The organism is Kitasatospora sp. NPDC114501 (genome assembly GCF_055633695.1).
In genome coordinates, this window is the sequence record NZ_JBVKDS010000012.1 from 124,230 (window position 1) to 142,153 (window position 17,924).

The window sequence follows — 17,924 nt, forward strand, 5'->3', positions numbered from 1 at the left end:
ACTAACCGATCCCGCACCACCGGAGTTGACCAGATGACCGTCACCCTCGGCGTCCACGCCAGCAACCCCTCGCTCTACTACCTCGCCCGACTCCCGTACCTGGACGAGGAGCTGGCCCCGCTCGGCGAGACCGGCGCCTTCCACCACTACACGGACGGCACCCGCACCGGCACACTGCTCGCCGAAGGCGTCATCGACTTCGGCGGCACCGGCTCCACCCCGCCGATCACCGCGCAGGCGGCCGGCCACGACCTGGTGTACGCGGCGGTCTCGGCACCTCGCCCGGACCACGGTGCGCTGCTGGTACTGGACTCCGGCCCGGTGCGGACGGTCGCGGACCTCAAGGGCTCCACCGTCGTCCTCGCCGTGGGCTCCTGGCAAACCCACCTGCTCGCCAAGGCCCTGCACGCGCAGGGGCTCTCGTACGGCGGCGACGTCACCCCGGCGCGCCCGGCGGCCGGTGAGAACCAGGCGCAGCGGCTGCGCGACGGCGAGATCGCCGGCTGGATCGCCCAGGGCGCCGAACTCGCCGCCGCCCGCCGTACCGGGGAGTTCCGCGAGCTGGTCCGCACCGGTGACGTCATCACCGACCGCTCGGTGTTCTTCACCCGTCGGGACTTCGCGACCGAACGCCCCGAGGCGGTAGCCGCGATCGCGACCGCGCTGCGCCGGGCGGACGCCTGGGCGGCCGCCAACCCGGCCGAGGCCGCCGCGATCGCAGCCGAGGAGCTGGGCGGCACGGCCGCCGACTGGCAGGCCGCGCTGAGCGCACTGCCGTGGCAACTGGAGCCCGCCACCGCCGGCTTCGTCGCCGAACAGCAGGAGGCCGCGGACATCTTCCACGGGGTGGGCTTCATCGACCGGGTGCTGACCGTCGCCGACGCCCACCTCCCCGCGCTGGAGGCACCGGTGGCCGCCGCGCTCGCGAAGGCGGTCTGACGCGTGGCCTCCGAAGTCCTCTGGTACATCATCCCGCGCGAGGGCCACTACCCCTGGGAACCGGCCGGGCGCCGCCCGGTGGACCTCCGCTACCTCCAGCAACTCGCGGGCAGCGTGGAGCGGTTGGGCTACACCGGTGCCCTGCTCGCGACCGACCTGTACGACGTCTGGACGCTCGGCAGCGCGCTCGCGGCCGCCACCACCCCGGCTTTCAAGCCGCTGCTGGCCGTCCACCCCGGGCTGGTCTCGCCCACCTTGCTGGCCAAGATGGCGCTGAGCTTCGACCACCTGCACGGCGGCCGGCTGCGCTTCAACGTGGTGAACGGCTCGACCGCGCAGCTGCGCGAGTACGGCCTGGACGTCGAGCACGACGACCGGTACCGGCTCAGTGGCGAGTACTGGTCGATCGTCAAGCGCCTCACGGCGGGTGAGGTCTTCGACCACAAGGGAGAGTTCTACGAGGTGAGGAACGCGGGCGCGAGCCTGCGCGAACTCGCCCCGGTGCAGCCCGGGGGCATCCCGCTCTGGTTCGGCGGTAGTTCGGCGGCCGGCATCGAGATGGCGGCCCAGCACGTGGACGTCTACCTGACCTGGGGCGAGCCGCCACACCTGCTCAAGGAGAAGCTGGACCTGGTCCGGGAGCGCGCCGCCGCCCACGGCCGGACCCTGCGGATCGGACTACGGCTGCACCTGATCGTCCGCGACACCGAGGACGAGGCCTGGGCGGCCGCCGACCGGCTGCTGGACGTGACCAGCGAGGCCACCTACGCGCGTCAGCTGGGCGGGGCGAAGGGGGAGGACGGGGTCGGCTGGCAGCGGCAGTTCCGCCAGCACGGCGGCAAGGTACCGGCGCGGGCCCGGGAGCTGGAGGCCTATCCCAACCTGTGGCCGGGGATGAGCCTGTTCCGCCCCGGCCCCGGCACGGCTGTGGTCGGTTCGACCGCCCAGGTGATCGAGCGGTTGCAGGAGTTCGAGGCGCTGGGCGTCGACACCTTCATCCTCTCGGGCAACCCGCTGCTGGAGGAGGCACACCGGGTTGCAGAAACGGTTCTGCCCGCCCTGGGCATCAAGCGGCCGACGGGTGACAGCTGACAGATGACAACAAACAGATAACAGATGACAGCTGACAGATTTCGAAATCTGTCAGCTGTCATCTGTCGGTCGTCCCTTGTCAGCCGTCGCCCGTCGCCCCACCGTCGACATCCCGTCGTCAGCCGTCAGCCGTCAGCCGTCAGCCGTCAGCCGTCAGCGGTTAGCCGGCAATGGCTCGCGCCTGACTCCAGTCGCTCCCTCAGCGGCTCAGCCGGTCGATCTCCGCCAGCTCCTCCGCCGTCAGCGGCCCGCCCGCCAGCGCGTCGAGGTTCTGGTCCAGCTGGGCCACGCTGCTCGCGCCGATGATCACCGAGACCACCCGCGGGTCCCGCAGCACCCAGCACAGCGCCAGCTGTGCCAGCGTCTGCCCGCGCCCCTCGGCGACCTTGGCCAGCGCCCGCAGCTGCTCCAGCTTCGTGCCGGTCAGCGTCTCCTCGGTGAGGAACTTCCCGACCGACATCCGCGAGCCCGCCGGCACCGCCCCGGACAGGTAGCGGTCGGTCAGCAGCCCCTGGGCGAGCGGCGAGTAGGCGATCAGGCTGGTCTGGGTGTCGCCCACCGCGTCCAGGACGCCGCCGTCCTCCACGTTGCGGTTGAGGATCGAGTACGCCGACTGGTTCATCAGCACCGGCGTCCCCAGCTCGCGCAGGATCGCCACCGCCTCCCGGTGCTGCTCCGCCGGGTAGTTGGAGATCGCCGCGTACAGCGCCCGGCCCGAGCGGACCGCGCTGTCCAGCGCCCCCATCGTCTCCTCGATCGGGGTCTCCGGGTCGTACCGGTGCGAGTAGAAGACGTCGACGTAGTCCAGTCCCATCCGGCCCAGTGACTGGTCGAGGCTGGCCAGCAGGTACTTGCGGCTGCCGCCGTTGCCGTACGGGCCGGGCCACATGTCCCAGCCGGCCTTGGTGGCGATGAACAGCTCGTCCCGGTACGGCCGGAAGTCCTGGGCGAACAGGTAGCCGAAGTTGCGCTCGGCGCTGCCGTACGGCGGGCCGTAGTTGTTCGCCAGGTCGAAGTGGGTGACGCCCCGGTCGAAGGCCCGGCGCAGCACCGCCCGCTGCACCTCCAGCGGCTGGGCGTCGCCGAAGTTGTGCCAGAGCCCGAGCGAAACGGCGGGCAGCTGGACGCCGCTGCGGCCGGCCTTCCGATAGGTCATCGAGTCGTAGCGGTCATCTGCGGCGAGGTAGCTCATGGCGGACATCTTGCCAGCCGGTCGCGGCGGATCAAGCCCTTGTCCCACTTCCGGCTTCCGGCCGGTGCCTATGCCCGCGGAGGATCGCGTGCGTGCGAGGCGAGGGGGGCGAGATGGCAGTCCGGACCGTGACCGCCGCCGCGGCCCGCTGATGTTGTCACCGCCACCGCAGCACCGACCGCTGACACCACCGCGCCCTGTCGCCCGCGCGGCCCGTTGCCCGCCCCGTCAGCCGTTCCCCCGGTGCCGCCCGTGAGAGCGCACGCACCGCACCTCGCGCTGGCTCCCCGTGCTCCCTGCGCTCCCCGTGCTCCGCGCGGCTCACCGGGCCCCGGGTCTCCGCCGGTCCCGTCCCAGGCGAGTCCCTAGCCCATCCCGAGCCCCTCCCGAGTCCTCCCGAGCCCGACCCGAGCGTCCCCAAGGAGACCGCCGTGCGGTTCACCGTCTCGTCCGTCGTCCCTCGTCGCCCACGCCCCCGACCCGGTCACCGGCGTCCGGCGCACCTCGTAGCGGAAGCTGCACAACGTCATCGGCCAGGGGTCCTCGCCGAGCAACTCGGCTACGACGGCTACGGCGTGGGGGAGCGGCACGGCGAGCCGTTCCTCTCCCGGCGCCGTCCCTGCTGCTCAGCGCCATCGCCGCCCGGACCTCCACCACCCGGTTGTTCACCACGGTGACCGTGCTCAGCGTCCTCGATCCGGACCGGGTCGCCGAGGACTACGCGATGCTCGACCAACTCTCCTGAGGTCGAATGGAGCTGATCGTTGGCAAGGGAAGCGAACCGCAGCACTTCGGGCTGTTCGGCCTCCCAGAGGAGCGTCAGTGGGAGGCGCTCGCGGAGAACTACGGCCTGCTGCGCAGGCTCTGGCGCGAGGAGAAGGTGACCTGGGAGGGCTCCATCCGCCCGCCGCTGAAGGACGCCTCCGTCTGGCTCCGCCCGCTCCAGGACCCGGTCCCGGTGTGGCGCGGCAGCGCGACCAGCAGGCAGTCAACCGACCTAGCCGCCCGCCACGGCGGCCCGCTCACTCCACCAACTCCTTCCACCCGCTGGAGAAGTACCGGGCGCTGGTGGAGCACTACCGCGAGCGCTGGGAGCACTATGAGCACGACCCAGGGCAGGCCCGGGTGGGCGCGGGCTTCGGCGGGCTGTACGTCGCCAAGCGTTCGCAGGACGCCGTCGAGGGCTTTCACCCGTACCGGACCGCGCTGTTCGACTTGGCCGCCAGCCGGCACGACAACTCGCCGTTCACGTCGCCGGAGGATGCGATGGAGCGCGGTTCGGCGCTGGTCGGCAGCCTCAGCAGGTGATCGACAAGATCCACCGCTACCACGAGGCCTTCGGCAACGAGGCGGTGGGCATCGGGGTGGACGCGCTCACCGAAGGGGCGCAGTGCGAGCAACTGGAGCTGTTCGCAACCGAGGTGGCCCCGGAGCTGCGCCGCGCGCTGCCGTAGTCGCCCGGGCGGGCCGTCCGCCCGCGCAATGCGCCGTGCGCCCCGTACCTGGCGTGACGCCGGCCACCGTGGGTGACGTGACGCGCGCCACCAGTCGCGCCGGAATGCCGTTCGGCGGTACGGGGGATGACGAACGGTCGAGGGGCCGTGGCCGCCGGGGGGCGGCGCACGGCCCTCAACCGTCTCCGCCCGGCGAGCGCATTCCGGCAAACCGGAAGATCCGGGAGATCTCCGAGATCTCCGAGGTCTCCAAGAGTCCTGGATGAAATCCCGCACTGGAATTCTGTACCTACTGGTATGTACAGTGTTCCGCATGAGCACCCAGGACCGCCTCATCGAGAGCACCCAGGCCCTCCTCTGGGAGCGCGGCTACGTCGGCACCAGCCCCAAGGCCATCCAGCAGCGCTCCGGGGTCGGCCAGGGCAGCATGTACCACCACTTCACCGGCAAGCCCGATCTCGCGGCCGCCGCCCTGCGCCGCAGCGCCGAGCAGATGCGGGGCGTCGCCGAGGCCGACCTCGCCGCCCCCGGCACCGCCTACGACCGGATCGCCGCCTACCTGCACCGCGACCGCGACGTCCTGCGCGGCTGCCGGATCGGCCGGATGACCCAGGACCCGGACGTGGTCGCCGACCCGCAGCTGCGCGCGCCCGTGGAGGAGACCTTCGACTGGCTGCGCGGCCGGATCGCCGGACTGATCGCCGAAGGCCAGGCGGACGGCGAGTTCGCCCCCGGCCTCGACCCGGCGGACACCGCCGCTGCCGTGGTCGCCGTCGTCCAGGGCGGCTACGTCCTGGCCCGTGCCGCCGACAGTGCCGAGCCGTTCGAGCGGGCCGTCCGCGGCGCCCTCGGCCTGCTCGCGGCACACCGCACGGCCTGACCTCTCGTCCTGGCCACACGTCCTGGCCACACATCCTGACCCGCGCCGCCGGCCCGCGGGCGCCCGCGGAGTGCGTCGGACCTGCGGCACCCGCTGAGCCCGCCGACCCCGAGGAGCCTCACCGTGTACGCCATGCAGTACGAGATCACCCTCCCCGCCGACTACGACATGGGCATCATCCGCCGACGGGTCGCCGACAAGGGCCACCTGCTCGACGCCTACCCCGGCCTCGGCCTCAAGGCCTATCTGGTCCGCGAGCGCGGGCATCAGGGCTCTCCCGTCAACCAGTACGCGCCGTTCTACCTCTGGCGCACCGCCGAGGGCATGAACAGCTTCCTCTGGGGAGCGGGCTTCCGCGGCCTGAGCGCCGACTTCGGCCGCCCCGCCGTCCGGCACTGGCTCGGGGCGGGCCTGGCCCACGGCGCGTCGGCGACCCGGGCGGCAAAGGGGGATCCGGTCGGGCCGCCGACCACCGCGACCCGCGAGACCGTACGGCTGCCGGAAGCCGCCGACCCGGCCGAGGCCGTCGGGCGGGCGCTCGCCGACCTGCCCGAGCACCCGGACCTGCACACCGCGGCCGTGGCCGTCGACCCGAGTCGCTGGGAACTGCTCCGTTTCGCCCTCTGGCACGGCCCGGCCCCCGAGGACGCGTCCGGCGTCCGGTTCCAGGTGTTGCACCTCTCCCGTCCCGAACTCGACCGGCTGCCGGCCGGCCGCCACTGGTGAAAGGACCCATTACCCCGATGTCCCCCGCGACCGCTTCCGCCGGTACCGGCTTCACCCAGGCCCCGCTCGACCGCGCGGCCGGCCACGCCCTGCTCGCCGACCTCGCCGGTCCGGCCGCCGCCGCTACCCTCGGCGGCCTGGACACCCTCGCGCCCGGCTTCCCCGACTGGATCGTCACCAGCCTCTTCGGCGGTACCTACCAGCGCCCGGGCCTCGCCCTGCGCGACCGCGAGATCGCCAACCTGGCCGCCCTGACCGCCCTCGGCGGCGTCGAGCCGCAGCTCGCCGACCACGTCCGCTGCAGCCGACGGATCGGTCTGACGGAGGCGGAGATCACCGAGGTGATCGTCCACCTCGCCCCGTACGTCGGGCTCCCCAAGGCACTGGCCGGCCTACGCGTCGCCACCGCCACCTTCGCCGAGACCCGCGACCCCGCCCAGACGGCTGCGACCGCCGGCCCGGCCACCCCCACCGACAAGGCCGAGACCGCCGAGACCGCCGAAACGGCTGAGACCGCCAGGAGCACGCCCCCGGAGACCAAGGCATGAGCCGCACCGTCCGCACCGTCCTCGGCGACCTGGACCCCGCCGGCCTCGGCGTCACCGACGCCCACGACCACCTCTTCATCCGCAGCCCGCTGCTCCCCGGCCAGGAGCTGGACGACCCGGCCGCCGCCGAAGCCGTCCTGCGCGGCTACGCCGCCGCCGGCGGTCGCACCTTCGTCCAGTGGACCCCGCTCGGCCTGGGCCGGGGCGCCGACACCCTCGCCGCGCTCTCCCGTGCGACCGGCGTTCAGATCGTCGCCGCCACCGGCGCGCACCAGGCGGTCCACTACCCGCCGGGCTTCTTCCCCGAGTCCGCCGCGCTCCCCGAGACCAGCGCGCTCCCCGCGCTCCCCGGGTCCCCCCAACAGGGCGTCGAGTCGGCCGAGCGCCCAGGCCCGTACGCCGACCTGGCGGAACGTTTCATCGCCGAACTCACCATCGGGCTGCCCGGCGCGCCCGACGGAGTCCGGGCGGGGCTGATCAAGGTCGCGGGCGACGCGGGGCCGGCCAGTCGGCACACCCGGTGGACGATGGCCGCGGCCGCCGAGGCCCACCACGCCACCGACGCCCCGATCGCCGTCCACCTCGAAGCCGACGGCGCCCCGCACTGGGTCCTGCACCAGCTGTGCGACCGGCACGGCGTCCGGCCCGACCGGATCGTCCTCGGCCACCTCACCCGGCTGCCCGACCGCGCGCTGCACCGCGCCCTGGCCGCCGAAGGCGTCCGTCTCGCCCTGGACAGCCCCTCCCGGGCCGGCCACCCCGGCGACCACCAGGCCTTCGACGTGATCGCCGACCTGGTCGAGGCAGGTCACGCCTCCCAACTGCTGCTCGGCGCCGACACCACCACCCGGACCGCCCGCGCGGCCGGTGGTCCGGTCCGCCTGCTCACCGAGCTCGCCCCGCGCCTGGCCCGCAGCTACGGCCCCGAACTGACCGAGCTGCTCCTCACCACCAACCCGGCCGCCGCCTTCGCCGCCGACTGGCGCACGCCGTAGTGCTCCCTCGTCGAACGTGCCCCCTGACCGGCGACGCCGGGAGTGGGCGATCCCCGGGTACGGGAACCAGCCGACGGCCGTCCGGCACCCCGTCTACGGTGCCGGACATGAGGACGCCGACGCTCCGAACCCTCACGACCGCCGACTGGCCGCTCTGGCGGGGCCTACGCCTCGCCGCCCTGACCGATGCGCCGGAGGCCTTCAAGGCCGGCCTCGCCGACTGGCACCAGGGCGGCGAGGGCCGCTGGCACGACCGGCTCCGCCGCCCGGACGCCCACCACGTCGCGGCCCTCCTGGGCGACGACCCGGTCGGCCTGGTCGGCGGCATGCCTGGATCGCCGGACGGTGTAAGGGAGTTGCGCTCGCTCTGGGTCGCCCGACGGGCGCGGGGCCAGGGCGTCGCGGACCGGCTCGTCGCGGAGGTCGAGCGCTGGGCCCGGGCCACCGGCGGCACCACGTCGCGCCTCGCCGAGCTCCCCGGCAACGAAGCGGCGCTCGCCCTCTACCGCCGCCACGGCTTCGCTCCGCTCGCGCAGCCCGGCGACCTGCTCGCCGAGGGGGTCACCCGGGAAGTCCTCCTGGAGAAGCCCCTCGGCTGACCGCTGCCGACGCACCCGGTACGGGACCGGAGCAGCGGCCTGCCCCGGCACCCCGTGGCGGCGTCGGGGAGAGCCGGGGGAACGCGGAGGCGGGCCTGTGCCGTACGGGGGGCGGCACAGGCCCCGTCTTCCACCGGACCGTGGTCGGCCGACGGGTCACATGTGGGTGCCGCCGTCGATGCGCAGCTCGGTGCCGGTGACGAAGGCGCCGTCGTCGGAGGCGAGCATGGCGATCACGCCGGCCACCGTCTCCGGGCCGGCGAAGCCCTGGCCGAGGGCGGGGGAGAGCTTGGCCAGCAGGCTGAAGTCGGCGTCGGCGGGCAGGCCCGGGTCGTGGGTCATGCCGCTGTCGATGCTGCCCGGCGCGACGCAGACCGCGCGCAGGCCCTGCTTCGAGTACTCCGAGGCGATGGCGTGGGTGAACGACTGGATGCCGCCCTTGGTCGCGGCGTACGCGGCCATGTAGGGGTGGGCGAAGCTCGCGGAGGTGGAGCTGAAGTTGACCACCACGCCCCTGCCGCCGGCGAGCAGCGTGGGGAGTGCCTCGCGGGTCATCAGGAAGGTGCCGGTCAGGTTCACCGCGAGGAGCTTGTTCCAGAACTCCAGGCTGGTCTCGTGGGTGTGCGAGGAGCGGAGGATGCCGGCCGCGTTGACCAGCACGTCCAGGCCGCCCAGGCCGGCTATCGCCTCGGCGACGCCCGCGACGACGGCCGCCTCGTCCGAGACGTCCAGCACCTGGATGGTCAGGCGGTCCGCGGTGCCCTCGGTGGTGGCACGGTCCAGGGTCCTCTTCAGGCCGTCCTCGTCGACGTCGACGGCGACGGCCTTCCCGCCCTCGGCGAGGATCCGGTGCACGGTGGCCTGGCCGATGCCCGAGCCGCCGCCGGTGATCAGGACGTTCCGTCCGCTGAAGCGCTCCATGGTGGTACTCCGTTCGTTCGCGGTCTCTCGACCTCGTGAGACACGGTACGTCGATATGGCACGCTGCGCCAACGAGTCTCACCATGCCATGTTGTCGTTACATGCCACCCTGGCATCCGCCCGCGTAGGCTGGGGCCCGTGACCGGACGTCCGACCCTGACCCAGCGCCGCCGTGAGGCCACCCGACTGGAGATCGCCCGTACTGCCGCCGCGCTCTTCGCCGAGCGGGGCACGGAGGCGACCACCGCCGAGGAGATCGCCCGCGTGGCGGGCATCTCGCTGCGCACCTTCTACCGGTACTTCTCCGTCAAGGAGGACGCCGTCGCCCCACTGCTCGCGGCGGGTGGGCAGGAGTGGGTGGAGCTGTTCGCGGCGAGCCCCGCCGACCTGCCGCTGCGCGAGGCGCTGGAGCGTGCGGCGGTCGCGTCGCTGACCCCGGCCGACGAGGCGCGGGCCGAGATGATGCGGTGGGCCCGCGGACTGCTGCGCGATCCGAAGCTGAACGCCACCTGGCAGCGCGTCCACGCCGACTCGGAGGAGCGGCTGCGGACGGCCCTCGCCGAGCGGTGCCCGGACGGCACCGACCCGCTGGAGATCCGGCTGGCCTCCGCCGCCGCGACCGCGGCGATCCGGGTGGCGCTGGAGCAGTGGGCGTCCTCCGAGGCGCCCCTCGACGGTCCGGGCTCCCCGCAGGACCTCGGCGCGCGCTGCATGCGCGAGCTCACGGCGGGGCTCCGGCTCTGGGAGCGCATGGGCTGAGCCGTCGGGGCTCGGCTCCACCCTGGATGGCTGCCGACTGCTGACTGCCAACTGCCGGCTGCCACGGGTCGGCGCCCCGGCGGTAGCCGGCGGCTGGCACCGACGGCTGACAGGTAACAGATTTCAGAGTTCAGATTTCAGATGACAACTTTCGAAATCTGTTATCTGAACGTTGTCATCCGTCCGCCCCACTCCCCGTCACCTCCCAGCCGCGATCGGCTTTCTCCCAGCTGGCGTTAGGGTTGTTCCTCGCGCCCCGGCGGGGGAACCGGGGTGACCTCCCCGGATGTCCCCAGCGGAGGGGGCTGGAGTTCGAGGCGTGGGAGCAAGCGGGACATGGGTCTGACGAGCCACAAGGTGCTGGCGCTGACCGCGCTGGTCGCGGTCGTGATGATGGTCGGCACGGTCTGGTTGTGGCCCAGACTCGCGAAGAAGACCTGGCAGGCGGTGCTCGGCCGGATCGGCGCCCTGCTCGCCACCCAGCTCGCGGTGCTCGCGGCCCTCGGCCTGGTCGCGAACAACTACTTCGCCTTCTACAGCAGTTGGGACGACCTGCTGGGCACCGGCGAAACCGGCCCGGTGGTCATACACAACAAGGCGGACGCCTCCGGCCGGCTGATGGTCGAGACGATGGGCCAGGCCTCGGTCAAGGGCGGCGGGGCGATGGGCCGCGAGCCGAGCCAGTCCGGTGAGATCCGCAAGGTCCGGATCGACGGCGCGGTCAGCCGGCTGTCCACCGAGGGCTACGTCTACCTGCCCCCGCAGTACTTCCAGCCGGAGTACGCCCAGAAGCAGTTCCCGGCCGTGATCGTCAGCACCGGATTCCCAGGAATCGCGGAGAACCTGATCACCCGCTTCAACTACCCGGGCGCCGCGCTCAAGCTGCTGCAGGAAGGCCGGATGCAGCCGACCGTCATGGTCCTGGTGCGCCCCTCGCCCGCGCTGCCGCAGGACACCGAGTGCGAGGACGTCCCGAACGGCCCGCAGTCCGACACCTACTTCACCAAGGACGTGCCCTCGGCGATCCAGGCCAGCTACCGGGTCTCCACCGACCCGCAGGCCTGGGCCTTCATGGGCAACTCGACCGGCGGCTACTGCGCGCTCAAGCTGGCCATGCGCCACCCGGACGTCTTCCCGACGGCCGTCGCCCTCTCCGCCTACTACGACGCCGCCGACGACCCGACCACGGGCGACCTCTTCGGCGGCAGCAAGCAGCGCCGCGACGAGGCCAACCTGATGTGGCGGCTGAAGAACCTGCCGCAGCCGAAGGTGTCCGTGCTGCTGGCCGGCACCAAGAGGGGCGACGGCGGCTACCGGCAGGAGACCGAGGCCTTCGTCGACGCGGTGCGGAGCCCGATGAAGGTCTCGTACAGCATGCTGGAGAACGGCGGCCACAACTTCGAGACCTGGAGCGCCCTGCTGCCGTCCTCGCTGGAGTGGCTGTCCCAGCACCTCAAGGTGCCGAACCAGACCGTCTGAAACCCGAACGAGCGCGAGCCCGATCGAGCGGACCTCAACGACCGAACCCCCGGAGCGGTGGCTCCGGGGGTTCGATCGTCCCGCCGCTCAGGCCACTCGCTCCAGCGTCCCGGTGTGCAGCTCGCCGACCCGGCCGCCCTCGCCCTCGAAGGTCCAGAAGGCCCGCACCGTCAGCTTGCCGAGGTCCATCACATGGCTGACGGTGATCCCGCTCTGCTCCGTCCAGCTGACGAAGTAGATCTCCGGTGCGACCTCGGCGACGTGCAGCCGCACGTCCTCCCACTGGCCCGCGGACTCGCCGAGGCCCTCCCAGCGCAGCCGAGTGCCGTCGGCCGAGTAGGTGTTGCGGAAGGCCGCGCCGTTGTCGGCCTGGAAGAGGTAGGTGCGGCCGGCGAAGGCGGGCAGGGGCGCGGTCATGGTGGGGCGGGTCCTCGTCTCTGTCAGGTCGTGTCTGTCGGGTCGTGGCGAGCATCCGGTCGGGCTCGCCGCTCTTGTGCACGGCGGATGATGTCAGACTCCCAATTTATCCGACCGGGCCCACTCGGTCAGGCACTCGCCACGGTACGGTCCGCCACCACGCTGCCACCACGCCGCCGCCAGGTCACCACGAGGCCGCCGCCCGGGTGTGGGACCGGCGCGGACGGCACCCACGACCAGGCCGACCGGGCCCGGGCGAGCCCGGAGCGGAACCCCGGCCCGGCCCCCTCCCGGAAACCGATCAACTCGGCTGCCACCCTGCGTCGTTGATCGACACCACTGTGAGCTGCGCGACAACGGGGCGGGCCGGGTTGTCCGTTCACGGACGACCTGCCTAGCCTGCAACGGTCGTCCGCCCTCGCGGACCCCGCCGCCGGGACGCCGAGTCCTGTCCACCCGCCGGCGGGTCACCGAGCACCACAGCGGACGGGAGCGGGGGAACCAAGGTCAGCGCCCGGCCCGTACGCCTCCCGCGTGCGGGCCGCGGCTAGGGGTGAAGCCGTCCCACCGGCGGCCGGGCAACCTCAGCCCGAACCCGACAGCTCACCTCGCAGGCGTCGCAGAGGTCACCCCATGCCCCAGCCTGCCAGCTCCACGCACCGGCCCGTGCTCGCCCCCGTGGCCGCCCGCCGTCGCGGCCCGCGCCACGCCCGTCCGTCCCACCGGGGCCGCAACGCCGCCCTCGCCGCCACCGGGGCGCTCGCCATCAGCGGCGCCGGCCTGCTCGGCCTGCCGTCCGTCAGCGGTGCCCAGGCCGCCACCGCGCCGACCGTCACCCAGGACCGGCTCGCCCCCGCGACCATGGTCGCGGGCAAGGCCACCACCGCCTCGCTCGGCCTGCACTCCTCGGCCTGCTTCACCGCGAAGACCGTCGGGGTGGGTGTGCGTGACGCGCGCGGCACCAACCTCGACTTCCCCGGCAACGCCTCCAACGTGCAGATCTGCCCGAGCGGGGTCAACTTCACCAGCGGTGCGCGCACCCTGCCCGCCGGGACGTACACCGAGTTCGGCTTCTGGCAGGACCTCGGCGGCAGCTGGCACAACCTGCCCTCGCAGCAGCTGGTGGTCTCCGCCACCGGGACGTCCACCCCGGCCCCGGCTCCGACGGCGACCACCACGCCGACCACGACCCCGACGGCCACGTCGACCCCGACGCCGAGCACCACCCCGAGCCCGAGCGCCCCGGCACCGGCCTCCCCGGTCGCCGGCAAGTCGCTGACCTGGTCGGACGAGTTCAACGGTGCGATCAGCTGGGGTCAGCGCTGGGTCGGCGACAAGAGCACCGCGTACCGGTACGGCAACCACAACCCGGACGACAACAAGCTCGACTGGCTGAACAGGAACAACGTCAGCGTCGCCAACGGTGTCGCCACCTTCACCGCCACGTCCGGCGGTCCGGTGCTGGAGAACGGCAAGCAGTCCTGGAACACCGGCTTCCTGACCACCGAGGGCTCCGGCGAGGGCTTCCAGGTCAAGACCGGCGACTACGCCGAGACCAGGGTCAAGCTGCCCGCCGGAAGCGGCGCCTGGCCGGCCCTGTGGACCTGGAAGAACGGCAACGGGGAGATCGACTCCTTCGAGTACCACCCCGACAACCCGAACCTGCTGGAGCTGACCAACCACGTCAACCCGGGCAACGGGAAGTACTACACCGACGCGAGCGCGATCGCGAAGGACCAGTGGGTGACCATCGGCACCTACTACGGCGCCAACTCGGTGGACTGGTACGTCAACGGCGTCAAGGTCTTCTCGGACGGCAAGGGCGTCGGCGCCACCTGGTCGGCGTACCTGATCCTCAACCTCTCGGTGTGCGCGGGGCAGTACCACCCCGCGCCGCAGGGGACCGCCCCGATCACCTTCGCCGCCGACTACGTCCGCGTCTACCGGTAGGACCGGCGCTCCGGCAGGACTGGCGCCGGGAGGACGGCCGGGCCGGCGGCCCCCCGTCGGCATGAGGATCCCGTCGACAGGAGGGTTCCGCGGACGGGAGGGTCCCGCCGGTAGGGCCGCTCCTACCGGCGGGACCAGGTGGCTCAGGAACGGGCGGTCGTCTCGACCACCGTGATGTCGAACGGCTGCCGGTTGTTGGCCTCGTTCCGGTCGTCCGCGCTGCGCACCGTGACCGCTCCGCCGCTCAACCTGCCCGCCGGCAGCCCCGGGTCGAGCCGGACCGGGATGAGGGCGGTCGCGCTGCGGGCCTCCGGCAGACCCGGGCCGAACACGCACCGCACGATGCGGCCGTGGCCCATGACCTGGCAGTCGGACGGGAAGTACGGGCCCTCCGCGGTGACGCCCTCCGGCAGGGCGACCACGACCGTGAACGGGGACGCGGTGGTGTCCGGGCCCCCGTTGCCGACGAAGGCGTGGACGGTGGTGGTGCCGCCGGGCGTGGCCGGGTCCGGGTCGAGCCGGATCACCTCCAGGTCGGAGTCGGACGTCCGAGCGGCGGCCGGCGCGGGCAGCGTGGAGGCCTCGGACGTCCCGGACCCGGCCCCGGTGCCTGTCCCGGGCCTCACCGGGGCCGGCAGGGTGGAGGCCTCGGGTGTCGACGGCGCGGGCAGGGTGGAGGCCTCGGGCGTCGACGGCGCGGGCAGGGTGGTCGCCATGGCCGGGCCCGCCACGACCTCCAGCGCGGGCCGGGGCTCGGGCCGTCGCAGTGCCCAGGACGGGTCGGTGGCCAGCACCGTCACCGCGCACCCCGCCGCCACGGCCGCGACCAGTCCGGCCCCGCCGAACCTCCGGCCTCTCGCGGTGCGCCGCGTGCCACGGCCCTGCCCGCCACCGCCCGGCCACTCGCCACCCGGTGCGTCGCCGCCCCGGACCTCACCGCCCCGTACGCCGTCCCGCACGCCCCGGTGTTGCTGCTCCATCCCCGCTCACCCTGCCCTCGCATCCCGGCCGCCCGCGCCGTTGCGGGCCGCGTCGGCACCAGGGTGGCGGAGCCGCCGCCCGGGCCCGGTGGCAACCCGCCCGTCGTCCGCCCGAACGGATGACGCGACGGGCAGCCCCGACCGCATCGGCCCGCAGCGGGGGTTGACGGGCGGTCAGGGGGCGAGGACCTGCCCCAGCCGGGTCGCGATCTGGTGCATCACCGGTACCAGCGAGGCGGCCCCGGCCTGTTCCTCCAGGGCCCGGATGCGGGCCTCCGGTCCGGAGACCGAGAGCGCGGTGGGCGTCGGCGCGCCCGGGACGGCGAGCGCGATGCAGCGGACGCCGATCTCCTGCTCCTGGTCGTCGACCACGTATCCGCGCTCGCGCGCCTCGGCGAGCTGGCGCAGCAGCTCCTGCGGGTCGGTGACCGTGTACTCGGTGTGCGCGGGCAGCGGGTTGGGGCCGAGGACGGCGCGCGCCTCGTCCTCGGGCAGCTGGGCGAGCAGCGCCTTGCCGACGCCGGTGCAGTGCGGCTGCACCCGTCGGCCGACCTCGGTGAACATCCGCATCGAGCGTCGCGACTGCACCTGGCCGACGTACACCACCTCGCCGCCCTCCAGCACCGCCAGGTTGGCGGTCTCGCCGGTGGCCTCCATGAGCTCGGCCAGGTACGGGCGGGCCCAGCTGCCGAGCAGTCGGCCGGCCGTCTCGCCGAGGCGGATCAACCGGGGGCCGAGGGTGTAGCGGCGCGCGGTGTCCTGGCGGACATAGCCCTGCTGGACGAGGGTACGAACCAGTCGGTGGATGGTCGGCATCGGGAGGCCGGAGGTGGTGGAGAGCTCGCTGAGCGTGGCCACGCCGCCGGAGTCGGCCAGCGCCTCCAGGAGTTGGAAGGCGCGCTCGACGGACTGCACGCCGCCGCCCGGGCGGTCGGCGCCTGTCGTCGATGCTGGGTCGGGGGTCGCAGCCACCGGCGTTCCCTTCGCTGTCGGGGAGGAGTGGAGTCCCGGCGATCTCTTCAACCTCTTCAACAAATCGTTGAAATTCTGTATCGCGGAAACTAGTCTCCACCTTACAGAATCGAACTCGCTCACTGCGGGTCCCGATCGAGGAAGTCTCCCGAGCGAGTTCCCCGAGAAAGTTCCCTGAGGAAGTTCCGGAAGGAGTTCCCGCCGGAGCTTCCTTCGCCAGGCCCAACCGTCTTAGGAGTGTGCTGCTCATGGCTGCAGATCAGGGGCCCTCGCCCAGCCTCCGGCCGGGGTTCTCCCCAACCGCCTCCACCGCCGCCGCTCCGGTCGTCACTGTCGCCGGTCCCCGCGTCCACCGGGCGGAGGAGGTCCTCACGCCGGAGGCGACCGCCTTCGTCGCCGGGCTCCATCGCGCCTTCGAGGGGCGCCGACAGGAACTGCTGGCCCGGCGCAGGACCCGTCGCGCGGAGATCGCCGCCACCGGCACGCTGGACTTCCTCCCCGAGACCGCCGGGATCCGGGCCGGGGACTGGAAGGTCGCCGAGGCGCCGCGCGCACTCCAGGACCGCCGGGTCGAGATCACCGGTCCGACCGACCGCAAGATGGTCGTCAACGCGCTCAATTCCGGGGCGGGGGTCTGGCTCGCCGACTTCGAGGACGCCACCTCCCCGACCTGGGAGAACGTGGTCGGCGGCCAGGTCAACCTGATCGACGCCTTCGAAGGCCGGATCGACTTCACCGGCGCGACCGGTAAGGCGTACACCCTCAAGCCCGCCGCCGAACTCGCCACCGTCGTGGTCCGCCCGCGCGGCTGGCACCTGGACGAGAACCACCTGCTGGTCGACGGCACCCCGGTGGCCGGCGCGTTCGTCGACTTCGGCCTCTACTTCTTCCACAACGCCGCCCGGCTGCTGGCCAGGGGCGCCGACGACCCCAACTCCGGTCCGTACTTCTACCTGCCGAAGACCGAGAGCCACCTCGAGGCCCGGCTGTGGAACGACGTGTTCACCCACGCCCAGGCCGAACTCGGCATCCCGTACGGCACGATCCGGGCGACGGTACTGATCGAGACCATCACCGCCGCGTTCGAGATGGACGAGATCCTCCACGAGCTGCGCGACCACGCGGCCGGGCTCAACGCCGGGCGCTGGGACTACCTGTTCTCGATCGTCAAGAACTTCCGCGACGCGGGCGGGCACTACATCCTTCCGGACCGCAACAGCGTCACCATGGCCTCGCCGTTCATGGCCGCCTACACCCGGCTGCTGGTGCAGACCTGCCACCGGCGCGGCGCCCATGCGATCGGCGGGATGGCGGCGTTCATCCCGAGCCGCCGCGACCCCGCGGTCAACGCGGCCGCGCTGGAGAAGGTCAAGGCGGACAAGGACCGCGAGGCCCGCAACGGCTTCGACGGCTCCTGGGTCGCCCACCCCGATTTGGTGCCGGTCGCCCGGGCCTCCTTCGACGCGGTGCTCGGTGAGCGGCCCCACCAGAAGGACGACCCCGGCCCGGCGGAGCCGGTGACCGCCGCCCAGCTGCTCGACATCGCCGGCGCCGGTGGCACCTGCACCCGCGCGGGGCTGCACAACGCCGTCCAGGTCGGCATCCGCTACATCGAGGCCTGGCTGCGCGGAGTGGGTGCGGTCGGCATCTTCAACATGATGGAGGACGCCGCCACCGCCGAGATCTCCCGCTCGCAGATCTGGCAGTGGATCCACAACGGGGTCGTGCTGTCCGACACCGGTGAGAAGGCCACCGCCGAGCTGGTCCGCACCCTGGTCGCGGCGGAGCTGGCCGAACTCCTCGCCGAGCTGGGCGAGGAGGCCTATGGCGCGGGCCGCTGGCGCGAGGCGGCCCAGCTCTTCGAACAGGTCGCCCTGGCCGAGGAGTTCGTGGACTTCCTGACCCTCCCCGCGCTTCCCCTGCTGGGCTGAGCGCGGCGGTCCACCACTTCGTTCCGTGCGTTCGAACGAGTCCGGCCGTCCCCTCGTCGCCGTGCGGAACGGCCCTTTCCACGTAAGGAG

18 protein-coding genes, 1 pseudogene and 1 riboswitch are annotated in these 17,924 nt (G+C 72.8%); of the genes and pseudogenes, 14 read left to right on the forward strand and 5 right to left on the reverse strand.

The annotated features are described in order from the left end of the window. Window positions 1–33: 33 nt before the first annotated feature. Both ACZ7RU_RS23005 and ACZ7RU_RS23010 read left to right on the forward strand, forming a co-directional pair. Complete coding sequence (locus ACZ7RU_RS23005; RefSeq protein ID WP_470342808.1) at window positions 34–939, forward strand: ABC transporter substrate-binding protein; 906 nt, start codon at window positions 34–36, stop codon at window positions 937–939. Window positions 940–942: 3 nt separating this feature from the next. Beyond that, window positions 943–2,031: an LLM class flavin-dependent oxidoreductase gene (locus tag ACZ7RU_RS23010; RefSeq protein WP_470342809.1), complete on the forward strand. Its 1,089-nt coding sequence runs from the start codon at window positions 943–945 to the stop codon at window positions 2,029–2,031. A 199-nt stretch (window positions 2,032–2,230) separates the two neighbouring features. Here ACZ7RU_RS23010 and ACZ7RU_RS23015 read toward each other — a convergent pair whose 3' ends face one another. Continuing rightward, window positions 2,231–3,223: an aldo/keto reductase gene (locus tag ACZ7RU_RS23015; protein ID WP_470342810.1), complete on the reverse strand. Its 993-nt coding sequence runs from the start codon at window positions 3,221–3,223 to the stop codon at window positions 2,231–2,233. A gap of 307 nt (window positions 3,224–3,530) precedes the next feature. On the opposite strand from ACZ7RU_RS23015, the pseudogene ACZ7RU_RS23020 reads away from it, so the two are divergent. The 8 genes and pseudogenes from ACZ7RU_RS23020 to ACZ7RU_RS23055 form a co-directional block, all read left to right on the forward strand. Continuing rightward, a pseudogene (locus ACZ7RU_RS23020) lies at window positions 3,531–4,190 on the forward strand (LLM class flavin-dependent oxidoreductase); the annotation flags it as partial. 101 nt (window positions 4,191–4,291) lie between these two features. Then, window positions 4,292–4,531 carry a hypothetical protein gene (locus tag ACZ7RU_RS23025; RefSeq protein ID WP_470342970.1) on the forward strand — a complete coding sequence of 80 codons (240 nt, stop codon included), beginning with the start codon at window positions 4,292–4,294 and terminating at the stop codon, window positions 4,529–4,531. Further along, a complete protein-coding gene (locus tag ACZ7RU_RS23030; protein ID WP_470342811.1) occupies window positions 4,528–4,677 on the forward strand; it encodes a hypothetical protein in 150 nt (49 codons plus the stop codon). The genes ACZ7RU_RS23025 and ACZ7RU_RS23030 overlap by 4 nt, the downstream gene beginning before the upstream one ends. 313 nt (window positions 4,678–4,990) lie before the next feature. Beyond that, window positions 4,991–5,557, forward strand: coding sequence for a TetR/AcrR family transcriptional regulator (locus ACZ7RU_RS23035; protein ID WP_470342812.1), 567 nt, complete (start codon window positions 4,991–4,993; stop codon window positions 5,555–5,557). A gap of 123 nt (window positions 5,558–5,680) precedes the next feature. Beyond that, entirely contained in the window at window positions 5,681–6,283 is a 603-nt protein-coding gene (locus tag ACZ7RU_RS23040; RefSeq protein WP_470342813.1) for a DUF4865 family protein, read from the forward strand. A 17-nt stretch (window positions 6,284–6,300) separates the two neighbouring features. Next, on the forward strand, window positions 6,301–6,831 hold the full coding sequence (locus ACZ7RU_RS23045) for a carboxymuconolactone decarboxylase family protein (protein WP_470342814.1): 531 nt from the start codon (window positions 6,301–6,303) through the stop codon (window positions 6,829–6,831). Beyond that, window positions 6,828–7,826: a phosphotriesterase family protein gene (locus tag ACZ7RU_RS23050; protein ID WP_470342815.1), complete on the forward strand. Its 999-nt coding sequence runs from the start codon at window positions 6,828–6,830 to the stop codon at window positions 7,824–7,826. The genes ACZ7RU_RS23045 and ACZ7RU_RS23050 overlap by 4 nt, the downstream gene beginning before the upstream one ends. Window positions 7,827–7,933: 107 nt before the next feature. Then, a complete protein-coding gene (locus ACZ7RU_RS23055) occupies window positions 7,934–8,425 on the forward strand; it encodes a GNAT family N-acetyltransferase (protein ID WP_470342816.1) in 492 nt (163 codons plus the stop codon). A gap of 156 nt (window positions 8,426–8,581) precedes the next feature. On the opposite strand, the gene ACZ7RU_RS23060 is transcribed toward ACZ7RU_RS23055, so the two are convergent. Next, window positions 8,582–9,346 (reverse strand): SDR family NAD(P)-dependent oxidoreductase, encoded by a 765-nt coding sequence (locus tag ACZ7RU_RS23060; RefSeq protein WP_470342817.1) that lies wholly within the window; start codon window positions 9,344–9,346, stop codon window positions 8,582–8,584. A 138-nt stretch (window positions 9,347–9,484) separates the two neighbouring features. Here ACZ7RU_RS23060 and ACZ7RU_RS23065 point away from each other — a divergent pair, with 138 nt between their 5' ends. Both ACZ7RU_RS23065 and ACZ7RU_RS23070 read left to right on the forward strand, forming a co-directional pair. Then, complete coding sequence (locus ACZ7RU_RS23065) at window positions 9,485–10,105, forward strand: TetR family transcriptional regulator (protein WP_470342818.1); 621 nt, start codon at window positions 9,485–9,487, stop codon at window positions 10,103–10,105. A gap of 336 nt (window positions 10,106–10,441) precedes the next feature. Beyond that, window positions 10,442–11,584, forward strand: coding sequence for an alpha/beta hydrolase (locus ACZ7RU_RS23070; protein ID WP_470342819.1), 1,143 nt, complete (start codon window positions 10,442–10,444; stop codon window positions 11,582–11,584). Between the two features lie 87 nt (window positions 11,585–11,671). Here the strand turns inward: ACZ7RU_RS23070 and ACZ7RU_RS23075 are convergent, their stop codons facing one another. Next, on the reverse strand, window positions 11,672–12,001 hold the full coding sequence (locus ACZ7RU_RS23075; RefSeq protein ID WP_360338223.1) for a phenolic acid decarboxylase: 330 nt from the start codon (window positions 11,999–12,001) through the stop codon (window positions 11,672–11,674). Between the two features lie 465 nt (window positions 12,002–12,466). Further along, window positions 12,467–12,633, forward strand: a riboswitch (cyclic di-AMP (ydaO/yuaA leader). A gap of 1 nt (window position 12,634) precedes the next feature. On the opposite strand from ACZ7RU_RS23075, the gene ACZ7RU_RS23080 reads away from it, so the two are divergent. Continuing rightward, window positions 12,635–13,951: a glycoside hydrolase family 16 protein gene (locus tag ACZ7RU_RS23080; RefSeq protein ID WP_470342820.1), complete on the forward strand. Its 1,317-nt coding sequence runs from the start codon at window positions 12,635–12,637 to the stop codon at window positions 13,949–13,951. A 143-nt stretch (window positions 13,952–14,094) separates the two neighbouring features. Here ACZ7RU_RS23080 and ACZ7RU_RS23085 read toward each other — a convergent pair whose 3' ends face one another. Both ACZ7RU_RS23085 and ACZ7RU_RS23090 read right to left on the reverse strand, forming a co-directional pair. After that, on the reverse strand, window positions 14,095–14,931 hold the full coding sequence (locus tag ACZ7RU_RS23085) for a hypothetical protein (RefSeq protein ID WP_470342821.1): 837 nt from the start codon (window positions 14,929–14,931) through the stop codon (window positions 14,095–14,097). Window positions 14,932–15,105: 174 nt separating this feature from the next. Then, window positions 15,106–15,903, reverse strand: a complete 798-nt coding sequence (locus ACZ7RU_RS23090; RefSeq protein ID WP_470342822.1) for an IclR family transcriptional regulator — start codon at window positions 15,901–15,903, stop codon at window positions 15,106–15,108. A gap of 248 nt (window positions 15,904–16,151) precedes the next feature. Between ACZ7RU_RS23090 and aceB the strand changes: the two genes are divergently transcribed. Then, entirely contained in the window at window positions 16,152–17,834 is a 1,683-nt protein-coding gene (gene aceB, locus ACZ7RU_RS23095; RefSeq protein WP_470342823.1) for a malate synthase A, read from the forward strand. Window positions 17,835–17,924: the final 90 nt, after the last annotated feature.

Excerpts from the sequence above, each read along its gene's own strand:
- ACZ7RU_RS23005 (WP_470342808.1), top strand. The coding sequence starts at position 34 with ATGACCGTCACCCTCGGCGTCCACGCCAGCAACCCCTCGCTCTACTAC.
- ACZ7RU_RS23015 (WP_470342810.1), bottom strand. The coding sequence starts at position 3,223 with ATGAGCTACCTCGCCGCAGATGACCGCTACGACTCGATGACCTATCGG.
- ACZ7RU_RS23035 (WP_470342812.1), top strand. The coding sequence starts at position 4,991 with ATGAGCACCCAGGACCGCCTCATCGAGAGCACCCAGGCCCTCCTCTGG.
- ACZ7RU_RS23045 (WP_470342814.1), top strand. The coding sequence starts at position 6,301 with ATGTCCCCCGCGACCGCTTCCGCCGGTACCGGCTTCACCCAGGCCCCG.
- ACZ7RU_RS23050 (WP_470342815.1), top strand. The coding sequence starts at position 6,828 with ATGAGCCGCACCGTCCGCACCGTCCTCGGCGACCTGGACCCCGCCGGC.
- ACZ7RU_RS23055 (WP_470342816.1), top strand. The coding sequence starts at position 7,934 with ATGAGGACGCCGACGCTCCGAACCCTCACGACCGCCGACTGGCCGCTC.
- ACZ7RU_RS23060 (WP_470342817.1), bottom strand. The coding sequence starts at position 9,346 with ATGGAGCGCTTCAGCGGACGGAACGTCCTGATCACCGGCGGCGGCTCG.
- ACZ7RU_RS23070 (WP_470342819.1), top strand. The coding sequence starts at position 10,442 with ATGGGTCTGACGAGCCACAAGGTGCTGGCGCTGACCGCGCTGGTCGCG.
- ACZ7RU_RS23075 (WP_360338223.1), bottom strand. The coding sequence starts at position 12,001 with ATGACCGCGCCCCTGCCCGCCTTCGCCGGCCGCACCTACCTCTTCCAG.
- ACZ7RU_RS23080 (WP_470342820.1), top strand. The coding sequence starts at position 12,635 with ATGCCCCAGCCTGCCAGCTCCACGCACCGGCCCGTGCTCGCCCCCGTG.
- ACZ7RU_RS23085 (WP_470342821.1), bottom strand. The coding sequence starts at position 14,931 with ATGGAGCAGCAACACCGGGGCGTGCGGGACGGCGTACGGGGCGGTGAG.
- aceB (WP_470342823.1), top strand. The coding sequence starts at position 16,152 with ATGGCTGCAGATCAGGGGCCCTCGCCCAGCCTCCGGCCGGGGTTCTCC.